Below are 13,364 nucleotides of genomic sequence, written 5' to 3' on the forward strand. Positions count from 1 at the left end.
CCGTAGCGCATAAGATGAAAGAACCAGAGATCATCGGAGGAGGCCCGGACAAAGTGCTGTGCATCATCGGCACTCGTCCCGAAGCCATCAAAATGGCGCCGGTCATCTCTGCAATCGCAAACTGCCCAGGTCTACACGCCCATGTACTGATGACAGGCCAGCACCGCGAAATCGCATCTAACGCACTTGAATCCTTCGACATTCACCAGATCAACTGGCTCGACGTATCCAGCACCAGTCACAGACTGGCCGATCAGGCCGGCGAACTGCTCAAAGGCATAAACGCATACATTGCCGTGCATCATCCCAAATACGCATTGGTCCACGGCGACACCACAACAGGCTTCGTCGGCGCACTGGCCAGTTTTTACAGCGCCATTCCAGTCGGCCACGTGGAAGCCGGATTGCGCAGTGGTGAGCTGCGGGATCCATTTCCCGAAGAAGCCAACCGACGATTGGCAGACCAGTTATGCCATAGGCTGTTTGCTCCAACATCCATCGCCAAAGACAACTTGCTGCGTGAAGGCCTGAGCAACGACAAAATCCTCACCACAGGAAACACGGTGGTCGACGCCGTTCGACATCTGGCACAGAAAATCAAACCGGCACGCGAGCTCGACGAACTGAAAGATGTTCTGGGGCCGCAAAAGCGATTGGTGCTGGTGACCACACATAGACGTGAAAATTGGGGCGATCCCATGCGCCGCATCTGCCAGGCCATAAAACGCATCACAGAAGCGCATGAGGACCTGCAAGTCATTTTGCCAGTCCATCCAAATCCGGTCGTCAAAGACATGATCGAGAACGAGCTCAAAAATATACCGCGCATCCATCTGGTCACGCCATTGTCTTATGAAGCGCTCATCGCACTGGAACGTGACGCCGACCTGATCCTGACCGACAGCGGCGGCATACAGGAAGAAGCACCGGAGTTCGGAACACCGCTGCTGATCCTGCGCAAGACCACCGAGCGACCAGAAGCATTAACCAGCGGTCTTGCAAAACTCGTCGGCACATGCGAGCAAACCATCACGGATGAAGCCGCGCGTATCTTGAAATGCAAACACACAAAGATCGACCGCCAAAACCCGTTCGGCGATGGCCATGCATCACAGCGCATAGCAACGGCCGTAGAAAGCCACATAAACTCAGCAGACTAGCTTCATTCTGACCTTTATCATTTAAGTTCCATAATCTACCTTATGCGTATTTTATATATACGGCCTGTGCGTAGGTATCTGTGTCCTTCGCGCCTCTAAAATGTCCGCTCACCATGTCTGCGATATTGGCATGATGAAGCTCTCAGGCATGGCACACGGCCTTTAGGCAATCAAAAGTAAGCTTCTGTAAGCTGTTCGAGTTGGTTCCAAAGAGCCGCTGATTTTTGCTGATCCATGCTGGCATCTCCATCAGGCAAATCCATAAGGCCCCAGACGTTGTGCCAATAAGTCCCGCTGGGAACATCTTGCGTAGCTGCAATAAGAGCAGCCTGCGCCCCGAGCTCTTCTGATATCAGCAGTCTTTGGGCCAACCAGCTTCTAAGCCCGCCTTGCTCAGCAAACCCACCAAAACCGCTCAAAATAACCCCGGGATGAACAGCATAGCTCTTGAGAGCCGGATAGCGTTTTGTGAGCTCCCGCATCTGCCATAAATTACCCAGTTTGCTGCCACCATAAACCCTGTTGCTTGAGTAGTTTAGCGGGTTCACATCACAGGTTTGGGCCATGATATAGGCGTCTCCCGATGTCATCACAATACGTGCATCCTCCGCAAACTTGCCTTGCTCCATCAGGAGTCGATACAGCAAATGATGACCTAAGACATTGACTGCAAAGGTCATTTCAATATCGTCCGAGGCCATTTTGTGATCATGCAATATAACACCCGAGTTGCAGATCAATATATCAATTTTCTGGTTCCCCACCTTACCAACTGCATCCGCCACAGACTGCAAGCATGATAGATCACACTTAACTTGCTGGAGGTTTGAGCCCCCTCTCTTCCCCTGAGAGATGCCGCGGGACAAAGACACAACCTTAGCGCCTCGTGCAATCAATCCGCGGGAAACATACTCGCCGACACCCGCTGATCCACCTGTTATCAGGGCAGTTTTCCCGTCAAGTCGTGGTCCAGGAGGACACATACGCGTTCTCGCCCCCTGACGAAACATACACCGTAAAAGGCGGAAAACACTGGTTTTGGAGGGTCTATATGGGGTGAGGTCTATGGACACTTTTTTATCCTTGTTTACAGTCGGTCAAGATTGATTGACCATAATACTTGACTAGATTACTAATCCAGTCAAGTATTATCTGTAACACCTCGGATACGTGATGACTCAGTTTGATTTCGCCCCAGAATCACAAAAGGCAACCATTCAGACAGCGCATCTGCTGTTGCAGCAAGCCGCTCGCCTTCGACAGAAGCTACAAACGGCCGTGACTGAGGCGTGTGATCTGACCTTGTCAGAAAAAGAGCTTCTTGGACGCGTCCAGCAATCAGGAGGCGAAGTGCGGATGAGTGATATTTCCAGTGCTCTGATGTTCACCGAAGGTGGCGCAACAAAGATCATCGGCCGACTGGAGAAGCAAGGCCTCGTCACGCGGCATCGCTCGCAAGAGGATAAACGGGTTATCCTGATCAACATCACAGAGGAAGGTGAAAGCAAACTCGCAACCGCTCTCAGCGCCATGGCGAATGTCGCCTATCCGCTTTTGAGCAAAGTGTATTCTGAAGAAGAATGCGCCCAGATGACCCGCCTACTGGAGAAGCTTGGTGCGCATCCCGACCTGTTATGAGCGAGGTGCTAACGGCCTCACCAGGTACGGACAGACAAGCAAATGCCGCAGAACCGATTTGGCATCTGCGGCATTCATTCGTCTTCTCAGGCTTTAAAAGTCCATCACAATACGACCATCAATTTTGCCGTTACGCATACGATCGAAGATGTCATTGACGTTGTCGAGCGGCTCTGTGGTGTAATGCGCCGCCACCTGGCCTTCACCAGCAAACTCTAATGACTCCCGCAGATCATTTCGCGTGCCCACAATGGAACCACGTAATGTTTTGCGGTTGAGCACCATATCAAAGATGTTGAGTGGAAAGTCCTCAGGAGGCAAACCAACAAGGCTCATAGTGCCGCCACGAGCCAGCATGCCAACACCTTGCTGGAAGCTCTTGCCAGCCACTGCTGTGACCAACACGCCTTCAACACCGCCGCCAGCTTGCACTTCAGCCACCGGATCGCACTTGAATGCATTCAGCGTCATATCCGCACCAAGTGATCTTGCAAGCTCCAGTTTGTCCTCTGCAATATCAACCGCAATCACATGCAAGCCCATGGCCTTGGCGTACTGAACAGCCAGATGCCCCAAACCGCCAATACCGGAAATCACAACCGTTTGTCCCGGTTTTGTCTCCGTTTCCTTCAGCCCCTTGTAAACGGTTACACCCGCGCAAAGTATTGGTGCTGCTGGTGCAAATTCAAGTTCCTTCGGCAAATGAGCGACGAAATTCGGGTCTGCCAAAGCATATTCTGCAAAGCTGCCATTGACGCTGTAACCCGTGTTTTGCTGGCTTTCACATAAAGTTTCCCAGCCATCAACACAGTGACGACAGCAGCGGCAAGCGGTGTGCAGCCAGGGAATTCCAACGCGATCCCCCTCTTTCACCGAAGTGACATTCCGGCCTTTCTCAACCACAATGCCCACACCTTCATGGCCCGGAATAAAGGCTGGTGTCGGCTTGACTGGCCAGTCACCTTCAACAGCGTGAAGGTCGGTGTGGCACACGCCAGTGGCCTCAATTTTCACCAGAACACTGTCATCATTTACTGTAGGCTTTTCAACTTCACACACGTCCAACGGTGCACCAAACTCGCGCACAACGGCCGCTCTCATCATAGACATGACGGGCTCCTTGACCTGTTCGGGCCGCAGCGGCCCAGATGCATACAGGGAAAGCTAAATTTTGCAAATGCAGGTATGCAGCACCAGCATTCAACCCGAGCCTAACAAACCTCCAGCCAAGTATAAAAGAGATGATATTTCAAGGATGCAAGCGCGGTTAACAACGTTTCTCGCCGGTCACTCAAAGTTAAAAAGGCTTGTTCTTTAATACAAAACCCGCGGACGACAATCAGGTGTATTCAAGGACATACATTTCCGTAAAGTGAAACAAATTCATCAACTTAGGCTAACTACGTAGCTTTTAGGCGATTTCACCTGAGATCATTTCATCGTCATGAGTCGAGCGGAGACTAGCCACTCTCCCCCTACTCCATGCAACACCACAAAACACTTGCCTCCACCTAGCAATACCAAGTATAAATCAAATGTATGCATAAGGTAGATTATGGAATTACTTACTATTATTCGATCTAAATATAGCAATTATAAGTATTGTATCATTTGAATACTTAAGTATCTAACAGCTAGTTCATACTATGGATGATCATCACCATCACTCAGGCCAAGCAAACGTCTTGCACGCAAAATCACAGGTGCATCGACCATCTTGCCATCAACAACAAAAGCGCCTTGTCCTGCCGTATCCTTTTGCTTTTCAAGCACATTCAAGGCCCACTGAACTTCCTCATCACTGGGTTCAAAGCACGAATTGACAACGCTGACTTGAGAAGGATGAATAGCAAACTTACCGTTATATCCCATATCTCGCGCATTGCGGGCTTCATCCTCAAGTCCTTCAGGATCATTGAAGTCCAGAAACACACCATCAATGGCCCAAAGATGGTTCTGCACAGCTGCATTCAGCAACTGTCCACGGGGCCACACAAGACTGTTCCAGCCCATAGTACCACCTGTTTCTGCCGTATAGTCTGCATACCCAAAAGCCAATGCGTGAAGCGGCGCATGGGTTGAGGCAATCGCTTCTGCGTTGGACAGTCCGGCTGGCGTTTCCAGCAATGCGCAAATCCGTACCATCTCTTTGCCAGGATGTGCGTGAAGGAGATGATCCAGTTGCTCCAGATCACGTGGGCTTTCACATTTGGGCAGAAATATCCAGTCTGGCAGGTGCGCCAGGTCCAGCAGGCACAGCACATCTTCCAGTCCATCCGGCGTGCTCATCGATGAGATGCGAATGCCGATTTCACAGGCCTCATGCTCGCGGATCTCATCTTGAAGGCCGCGCAGCAGATCTCTAGCGGCTGGCTTTTGCTTTTCAGAAACACCGTCTTCAAGGTCAAGCACCACACACCCTGCTCCCGATGCTGTCGCCTTCGGGAAAAGGTGGGCTTTATCTGCAGGTAAGAATAACAGGCTCTTCACACCGGAACTCCAACTTAATCCATCGATGCCGTTGAGTCAGAATGTAGATCAGTAACAATTAATTTCCTGAAAATGGATAGGATCAAGCTGATCTCTTTGACGATGGACCCCGGACATAACCGCATGCCTGCAGACCACTTTGATCAGCTGTATCAACAAAAACTGATAAGCGCAGATGAGGCGATAAAAACGCTTGCAAGAGATACAAAGCTGATCACCTTCGGGTGTTATTGCGGAACCCCTCCTCGCCTTACCCAAGCCTTTTGCGAGGCTGCTGCTGCCGGATACTTCAGCAGCACACCAGATGTTTACCTGCTCCGCTCGCGCAAAGAGATTGTCGATCAGTTTTCAAATGTCGATGTCCTCAAACAGATCAAGCTGCTCTGCCCCTTTTTAGGAGGAAGTTTTCGTCAACTTGCTGATCACGCCAAGGAGTTAAGACAGACCCATCCGGATCTGATCATCCCGCATTACCTTCCAGAGCATTTTAGCCTGTATGCACAAGGTGTTTTCTCCCGTCATGGCAAGCCCAATGTGCATTTGTTTCAGGTCTCTCCCATGGACGAGCACGGCTATTTCAGCTTTGGAGTGGATGGCAGCATGTCCATCCCCCTGGCGTTTGAAGCTGGCCAGATTATCGTTGAAGTCAATCAAAATATGCCACGCACCTTTGGGTCTGGGCTCGTACATATTTCTCAGGTCTCAGCCCTTATTGAGCACAACAGCGACCTCATGGTCCTGCCGAAGAAACCGACAAGCCCTGAGGACCATAAGATTGGAGAATTTGTTGCTGAACTTGTGCCAGATCACGCTTGCATTCAGCTCGGCATTGGCGGTGTCCCGAATGAAGTGGGCAAACGCCTGAAGACAAAATCTGATCTTGGCATTCACACAGAAATGCTGGGTGATACGCTGTTCGAGTTGATACAGGCCGGTAACGTATCCAACCGGTATAAACAGCTCAATGTCGGGCACACCGTTTTTAACATCGCGCTGTTCTCCATTCCCGACTACTACGCCTATCTCGACAACAACCCCACCATGGCCTGTCATCCAGCGCACTACGTCAACAATCCGCACATCATCGCCCAAAATGACCGGATGGTCTCCGTAAACTCCTTCGTGGAGATTGATCTGTTCGGCCAAGTGGCCTCAGAATCCATCAACTGGCGTCAGATTTCCGGCAGCGGTGGGCAGCTGGACTTCGTCCGCGGTGCATTCCGCTCCAAAGAAGGCATTGCCGTGCTGGCAGCCCATTCCACCGCGAAAAACGGCAGTATCTCCAAGATTGTCCCACGCCTGCAGAACATCGTCACTACCCCGCGCAATGACGTCAGTTATGTGGCCACAGAGTACGGCTGCACCAACCTGTTTGGCATGTCCACCTCAGAGCGCGCCCACGCCCTCATTGAGCTCGCCGCCCCGCAATTTCGCGATGAGCTGCGCGAAGAAGCCAAAAACCTGACCATCTACTAGGCTGAAAGGAGCCCATCATGTATTCAGCCTACGCTCAATTCTCGGAAAATCGCTTTCTGGAGATTTACGGCCTCAACTTCGAAGAATTCTCCGTGGGCCAGATCTTTCACCATCGTCCCGGCATGACGGTTTCTCAGCAGGAAAATGCAGAGGAAGCGTTGGACACCTTCAATGCTGCAATGCTGCATTATGATGCTCATTACGCAGCGCAGACGGAGTTCAGGAAACCTCTCGTCGTCTCCACGCTGACACTGCAAAAGATCTTCGGCATGAGCTGGAAGACCTTCGCCAGAAAAGACCGCATCACAGCGTTTGAGAACATCTCCATGACTGCGCCTATCTTCGATGGCGACACGCTCTACTGCTGTAGCCAAATCATCGCAGTGGAGGAGAGCGAAGATAAAACCGGCAACGTCACCGTAAAAGCCTCCAGCACCAATCAGAAAGGTGTTGAGGTCGCCAACCTCACATACACCGTCAGCATCTTCAAAAAAGGCAAGCATCCGGTTTGGGGCAACCTTCCCAACTCTAGCAGTAACCCTTGGTTTTTGGCCTATTATCAACGTGAGGATGGGTCCCTACAGGAAACAACAGGCATCTACTTTGAGGGGTTCGCAGCAGGTCAGGTCTTCGAGCACAGCCCGGACATCACACTCCATTCGTCTTCCATGCTCCGTCACGCCGTCCAGACCATGCAATGGCACCCACTCTACCGTGATCATGAGTTCGCGCGGGAGGTCTACGGCAGAGACCGTCTGCCAGCATCAGAACTGCACGTCCTCTCGTTGGTCACCGCCGCCACCACAACCACCTTTGGCCGTGTGGTTGCCAATCTGGGTTGGACCGATACAAAGCTGTCTCGTCATTTCTATGCAGATGACCGCTTTAAAGTGCAAAGCGAAGTCCTGGCAAAGCGAGAAAGCCGTTCCAGACCAGACCAAGGCATTTTGACCATAAAAACCGTCGCCCACGATCAAACCGGCACCGAGGCCCTCTCCTACACCCGCACCCTGCTCGTCTACCGTCAGGGCGGAGGTCCATACGCAGCCGCTGGCTATTGATCCCACACCACATTCTCCTATGATCCTCTCTTGTGTAAAAGATGGATGACACGTGAAACCAGCTATCATGAGCAAAGCCGCATGGCAGTTGGAAGCCGCTGAAAACAATGCAGATCTTTATCAGCATATGTTTGAAGCCCATGGCATTCCCTATGAGCGCTCCAAGGAGCTGTTTCACACAACTGTGCCGCCCCTTCCGTTTTACTCCAGCATCGTGACCTGCCTCCCGGCAACAAAACCTGAACTCATCAATGACCTCACGCGCACTGCAACATTTGATTTTTATGTCAAAGACAGTCTTGCCGACCTTCCACTGGAGCAATCTGGTTTCAATAAGCTATTCGATGCCTGCTGGTTTCACCTCACTGAGACGATCATAGAAGACACGTCAGGCTGGGAGCAGGTAAAAACGGCTCAGCAATTGGAGCATTGGGAGACAGAATGGAAGGCAAGCGGCAACCTGACAGACCGGCGAATGTTTCCACCTGCTCTTCTCACCAATCCGAGCATGACCTTCTGGGGCTTTGGGAAGGCGGGACAGTACACCAAGAGCTTCATCGGAAACAGTTCTGACAACTCAACCGGCCTCTCCAACATCTTTGCTGGTGCACTGTCCCCTCAAGACTTCAGACAAATGGCGAGCCTGTTGCAAGCATGGCAACCATCAACACCCGTAGTCGGCTATGCACGCGATGAAACGCTCCACTGTGCCATGCAGGCAGGCTTTGAAAGCTGCGGAAACCTGACAGTCTGGGTCAAACCATTCTCATCAAGTTGAGCTCTCGTGCGAGCAACAACACCCAATCGCTCAAACTTTCATCAAACACCATTGCCTCCTGCAATAAAATGTGAGGCGTAAATAATTGTTTCCATTGTTGTATTTCGTCATCACACCCGCAGAATTTTGGTCACAATTCGCCCCTACCTCTCCTGTGCAACACATCGTTTTAGGAGAAAAGCCATGGCCATCGAGGTTTGGCTGACTTACGTCCTTGCCTGCATCATCTTACTCATCATCCCCGGACCAACAGTCCTTATGGTCTCCAGTTATGGCATCAGCCAGGGCCTGAGGGCGGTTGTCGCCTCAGCCCTGGGCGTTAGTTTGGGGAGTATCTTACTGGTCTCGGTCGCATTGGCCGGACTTGGCGCCGTCATCTCAACCTCTGCATTGCTCTATGACATTCTGCAATATGCGGGCGCGACCTACCTCATTTATCTGGGCGTCAGCATGTGGCGCAGGAAATCTGTCCTCAAAGACCAAATGGAGATTGTGGCAACGACCCGCCTGCAAATTTTCAGAGATACGTTTCTGGTCTCAGCCTTCAACCCCAAAGACATGCTGTTCTTCGTCGCCTTTCTCCCGCAATTTGTAGAGGACACGATTCCAGTCATTCCGCAGTTTATATTGCTGGGAACAACCTTCGTGGTCCTCGGTGGCATCAACACCATGTTCTGGACCTCCATGGCAGGCAGTTGCAGTGCCATGCTCACCGGAGGCAAATGCGCAAAACGTCTCAACAGGATCGGAGGCACCGGTCTGCTGAGTGCCGGGCTATTCATCGCGCTGTCAGGAAAGTTTCCATAAAACTCATAGACAGTGGCAAGAACTCAAAGTCTCTCCAGTATTTCTCAAAGGCCGACCTCTACCCAAACAGCATCTACATGGGTAAGCTTCTTATCTGCTGCACACTTTGAGATATCAGCTCAAAGCCTTTCAACTCATCACCTGTTCATGATCGATCAGGCCTTTCCGGAGAACACCATGGCATTTGAAGCATGGATCGCGTTTGCCGCGGCAAGTATCCTACTGTTGATCATACCCGGGCCAACCGTCCTGATGGTCGTCAGTTACAGCCTTAGTCAGGGCAAACGCGCTGCAGTTGCCTCTGTCACTGGGGTGATGTTAGGGGACCTGTTTGCCATTACAGCAGCTCTTGCTGGTCTTGGTGCAGTGCTGGCAACCTCCGTCATACTCTTCCAGATCATGAAATACTTTGGTGCAGCTTATCTGATCTATATCGGCATTAAGATGTGGCGCAGCAATTCCGGCCCATCTACACAAGTTGAGATGCCACAGGTTCCGGCTTTCCAAATCTTCAGAGACACCCTGCTGGTCACCACCTTCAACCCAAAGGGCATGCTGTTCTTCGTGGCGTTCCTGCCTCAGTTTGTTGACCAAACCCAGCCTGTGTTGACCCAGTTTTTCATTCTGGGCCTCACCTTCGTAACGCTTGGCGGTGTGAACACAGTGTTCTGGGTGACCATGGCGGGCGGATTGCGCAAAGTTGTCAACGGACCAAACACACTCAAGCGCCTCAATAAAGTTGGCGGCACAGGCCTTCTGGGTGCAGGCATCTTCACCGCTCTGTCTGGTCGCGTAGGCTAATAAAAAGCCCGGAATTACCGGGCTTTTCACAATCTATCGAAGAAGTGTTTTCAAGGCGTCTGCGACAATAATCGTAGCTGCCTTTAAGTCCGAAAGCTGCAAATGCTCATCCGCCCCATGAGCATTGGCTTCCAGAATGGAACGCGGTCCTGCACCATAAAGCACTGTTGGAATACCGGCCTCAGCATAATGGCGGGCATCGGTGTAAAGCGGAGCGCCCGTGCTTTTCAGCTCAATGCCCAAAACCTCTTTGGCAGGCCATTTTAACGCTTCCACCAGCTTTTTTGCACCCGGCAACTCGCGCAGCGGCTCAGCAATCATAATGCGCCGACACTCCACCTCAACACCGCAATCTTTCGGCACCAAAGCTTCAATCAGCTCAATCAGCTGCTCTTCCACCTGTTCCCCGTTTTCTTCGGGAATCAAACGCCGGTCAACGCGCAGCGAGACGCGCTCTGGCACAACGTTGGTGTTGATGCCGCCTGAGATCAGGCCCACAGTGATCTGAGGTGATCCAATGCCATCCTGTTCACTCTGAATGGACTTGAGCCTTTCGCGTTCCTCATAAAGCGCTGTGAGAACAGGCGTTGCAGCTTGCAGGGCGTCCGCACCACTTTCTGGCATCGCAGCATGTGCCTGACGGCCACGGAAGATCACTTCCATATGCAAACAGCCGTTGTGAGCCGTTGTTGCTGCATAAGAAAAGCCTGCTGAGATCGCATAGTCCGGCTTGGTCAGCTCTTGCTCCAACAACCACTTCGGCCCAACAAACCCGCCGGCTTCCTCATCATACGTCAGATGCAGTTCAACCGAGCCTTCCAGCTCATCCGCATACTCACGCAGAGCTAAAAGCGCAAACGCGTAGGTGGCAAAATCTCCTTTGGAAACTGCAGCTCCGCGCCCATACAAAGCACCATCTTCAATCTCTGCGCCATAAGGGTCTTTGGTCCAACCTTCCCCCGGAGGAACAACATCACCGTGTGCATTTAGAGCAATCACTGGACCAAACCCGTCGCCAAACGTTTCACGAATGATCAAATTGGTCACAGAGACCATGCCGTTCTGGCGCACAAATGGTTCTGGAACAGGGTGCTTTTCAACGGTAAAGCCAAGGCCTTCAAGCAGCTCAGCAGTCCGCAACGCGTGGTGCTCTGTATCCCCTGGCGGGTTGTCGCTTGGCACCTTGACCAATTCGCGCAGGAAGTCGACCTGCTCCGCAAACCGGTTTTCAATCGCGGCCTTCATGAATGCTCCCCTTGAATTTTACAGTAGCATTAATCCAATAGATAACGGTGATGGTTGCAAGCATCTTGTCATGCAGCCCCTCATGTTCCAGTGGATTATTGCCCCTTACGTAACTGTAGTAAGCACTTTCCGGCAAGGATCAGGAACTGCAAGCACTCTGTTCATCTACCACCAGATCCTCCAGCCGGAAGCTGAAGATCCGGCAGATCTGTCGCAAAGCCTCCGCGAACTCATCTTTCGCGCTGTTCTGCAAGCGAAGCTGGAAGGCCTCCAGTATCTGATGCTTGGTTGCCCCTTTCACCGCAAAGATGAAGGGGAAGCCATAGTTGGATTTGTAAGCACCGTTAAGCTGGGTGAATTGCTCATATTCCGCATCACTCAGCTGATCCAGTCCAGCGCCGGACTGTTCATTCACAGAGGCATCAGCCATTTCACCGGCACGCGCCGCTTTGCCTGCAAGGTCGGGGTGTGCACGGATTAACGCCAGCTGCGCGTCTTCATCCGCATGTTGCAGAGCGTTAGCAAACGCCTCAATCAGCGCATCACGAGAGGCAAAAGGTGCATCTCGCTGGGCAACAGCCGCAACCCAGGAAGTGTGCTCCGCAACCCCGCCAAACACCTCGACAAAGGTGTCCAGCGAAAACCGGTTCACCTCATCCAGAGAATAAGTCACCATGGCCTCAATGCCCCTGCAACCAGGCGCCAAGAATTTCACGCTCTTCTTTGGTCATGCCTGTCTCATTGCCAAGTGGCATGGCAGAGGACCGCACCGCCTGCGCCATGATCAGGCTGTCATAGCGTTGCAGATCAGCAATGCTGTCCAGCTCAATGTTTTTAGGCGCTTCGCTAAAAGCCTCATTGGTTGGCGTCGCACTATGGCAGGCCGCACAATGGGTCTGCGCAATCACCAGCACATCACTGTCTGGGATCGGACCATGTCCACCACCAATCTTGGCAGGCTGTGTCACAATGAGAGCTACAAACAGACTGACGGCTGCCGTAGGCAAGGCCCACCAGAAATTGGCAAAGTTGTCATGCGCATCATGACGATTGATGAAGTGGCGCACCATACCACCCATCACCAGGATAAGCGCAACAACCAGCACAGGTTGGCTATGCCCCGTCAGCAATGGATAGTGGTTGGACACCATCATCAAAAGAACCGGCAATGTCAGGTAATTGTTGTGAACCGAGCGCTGCTTGCCAATCAGGCCAAGCGCGGCATCAGGTTTACGCCCTGCCAGCAGGTCTGCGGTAATCTTTTTCTGGTTCGGGATAATCACCATAAACACGTTGAAGGCCATAAACGTGCCAATCAGCGCGCCAACGTGAATGAGAACCCCGCGTCCTGAAAACACCTGAGAATACCCATAGGTCGCACCCAGAATGATCACCAGAAGGCACACGGCCAGCAAAGGTGTATTCTTGCCAATCGCCGAACGGCACAGGCGATCATAAATGATCCAGCCAAGCCCAAGAGAGGCGATGGAAATTGCGACAGCCTCAACAGGCAAAAGCTTCATGACCTCAGGGTCAATGAGATAAACTGTTGCGTTGAAGTAGTACTGAACGCTCAAAAGAGCAAAACCTGAAACCCAGGTGAGATAAGCATCCCACTTGTACCACATCAGGTCTTTCGGCAGCTCTTTCGGTGCCACCATGAACTTCTCAACATGGTAGAAACCGCCGCCATGGACTTCCCAGGCGCTGCCAAAAATGCCCTCTGCCTGCCCTTCCCGTTTGCGCAAGGAAAGGTCGAGAGCGATGAAATAAAAAGAGGTCCCAATCCAGCCCACGCCCACAATCAAGTGAAACCAGCGGAAAAGCAGATTGAGCCATTCACTAAGGAAAGTGGCTGTCATTGTCTTGTTCTTTTAAGTTCAATTGAAATGAGTGGGCAGCGGGAGA

13 protein-coding genes are annotated in these 13,364 nt (G+C 51.9%); 7 read left to right on the forward strand and 6 right to left on the reverse strand.

All coding sequences use genetic code 11. The annotated features are described in order from the left end of the window. The first annotated feature begins 14 nt into the window (after positions 1 to 14). Positions 15 to 1,160, forward strand: coding sequence for a UDP-N-acetylglucosamine 2-epimerase (non-hydrolyzing) (gene wecB, locus PsAD46_RS17645; RefSeq protein WP_063307505.1), 1,146 nt, complete (start codon positions 15 to 17; stop codon positions 1,158 to 1,160). A gap of 170 nt (positions 1,161 to 1,330) precedes the next feature. Here wecB and PsAD46_RS17650 read toward each other — a convergent pair whose 3' ends face one another. Next, entirely contained in the window at positions 1,331 to 2,170 is an 840-nt protein-coding gene (locus tag PsAD46_RS17650; protein WP_084404455.1) for an SDR family NAD(P)-dependent oxidoreductase, read from the reverse strand. Positions 2,171 to 2,333: 163 nt separating this feature from the next. Between PsAD46_RS17650 and PsAD46_RS17655 the strand changes: the two genes are divergently transcribed. After that, positions 2,334 to 2,798: a MarR family transcriptional regulator gene (locus PsAD46_RS17655; protein ID WP_063290808.1), complete on the forward strand. Its 465-nt coding sequence runs from the start codon at positions 2,334 to 2,336 to the stop codon at positions 2,796 to 2,798. A 93-nt stretch (positions 2,799 to 2,891) separates the two neighbouring features. Here PsAD46_RS17655 and PsAD46_RS17660 read toward each other — a convergent pair whose 3' ends face one another. Continuing rightward, positions 2,892 to 3,908, reverse strand: a complete 1,017-nt coding sequence (locus PsAD46_RS17660; protein WP_063307507.1) for a zinc-dependent alcohol dehydrogenase — start codon at positions 3,906 to 3,908, stop codon at positions 2,892 to 2,894. A gap of 534 nt (positions 3,909 to 4,442) precedes the next feature. Beyond that, positions 4,443 to 5,288 (reverse strand): CoA ester lyase, encoded by an 846-nt coding sequence (locus PsAD46_RS17665; RefSeq protein WP_208981901.1) that lies wholly within the window; start codon positions 5,286 to 5,288, stop codon positions 4,443 to 4,445. A 123-nt stretch (positions 5,289 to 5,411) separates the two neighbouring features. Between PsAD46_RS17665 and PsAD46_RS17670 the strand changes: the two genes are divergently transcribed. From PsAD46_RS17670 to PsAD46_RS17690, 5 genes are all read left to right on the forward strand, one after another. After that, complete coding sequence (locus PsAD46_RS17670; protein ID WP_063290898.1) at positions 5,412 to 6,764, forward strand: acetyl-CoA hydrolase/transferase C-terminal domain-containing protein; 1,353 nt, start codon at positions 5,412 to 5,414, stop codon at positions 6,762 to 6,764. A gap of 17 nt (positions 6,765 to 6,781) precedes the next feature. After that, positions 6,782 to 7,825: a MaoC family dehydratase gene (locus PsAD46_RS17675; protein ID WP_063290810.1), complete on the forward strand. Its 1,044-nt coding sequence runs from the start codon at positions 6,782 to 6,784 to the stop codon at positions 7,823 to 7,825. Positions 7,826 to 7,877: 52 nt separating this feature from the next. Further along, positions 7,878 to 8,603, forward strand: coding sequence for a hypothetical protein (locus tag PsAD46_RS17680; RefSeq protein WP_208981902.1), 726 nt, complete (start codon positions 7,878 to 7,880; stop codon positions 8,601 to 8,603). A 183-nt stretch (positions 8,604 to 8,786) separates the two neighbouring features. Further along, positions 8,787 to 9,410, forward strand: coding sequence for a LysE family translocator (locus tag PsAD46_RS17685; RefSeq protein ID WP_063290812.1), 624 nt, complete (start codon positions 8,787 to 8,789; stop codon positions 9,408 to 9,410). A 177-nt stretch (positions 9,411 to 9,587) separates the two neighbouring features. Continuing rightward, positions 9,588 to 10,211 carry a LysE family translocator gene (locus PsAD46_RS17690; protein WP_063290899.1) on the forward strand — a complete coding sequence of 208 codons (624 nt, stop codon included), beginning with the start codon at positions 9,588 to 9,590 and terminating at the stop codon, positions 10,209 to 10,211. A gap of 33 nt (positions 10,212 to 10,244) precedes the next feature. On the opposite strand, the gene PsAD46_RS17695 is transcribed toward PsAD46_RS17690, so the two are convergent. The 3 genes from PsAD46_RS17695 to PsAD46_RS17705 form a co-directional block, all read right to left on the reverse strand. Continuing rightward, entirely contained in the window at positions 10,245 to 11,456 is a 1,212-nt protein-coding gene (locus PsAD46_RS17695; RefSeq protein WP_063290813.1) for an ArgE/DapE family deacylase, read from the reverse strand. 139 nt (positions 11,457 to 11,595) lie between these two features. Beyond that, the gene (gene uraD, locus PsAD46_RS17700; RefSeq protein ID WP_063290814.1) at positions 11,596 to 12,132 is read right to left on the reverse strand and encodes a 2-oxo-4-hydroxy-4-carboxy-5-ureidoimidazoline decarboxylase; all 537 of its coding nucleotides are present in this window, start codon (positions 12,130 to 12,132) and stop codon (positions 11,596 to 11,598) included. A gap of 4 nt (positions 12,133 to 12,136) precedes the next feature. Continuing rightward, positions 12,137 to 13,318: a urate hydroxylase PuuD gene (locus PsAD46_RS17705; RefSeq protein WP_063290815.1), complete on the reverse strand. Its 1,182-nt coding sequence runs from the start codon at positions 13,316 to 13,318 to the stop codon at positions 12,137 to 12,139. Positions 13,319 to 13,364 lie beyond the last annotated feature (46 nt).

This window comes from Pseudovibrio sp. Ad46 (assembly GCF_001623065.1).
In the GTDB taxonomy this organism is placed as follows: domain Bacteria; phylum Pseudomonadota; class Alphaproteobacteria; order Rhizobiales; family Stappiaceae; genus Pseudovibrio.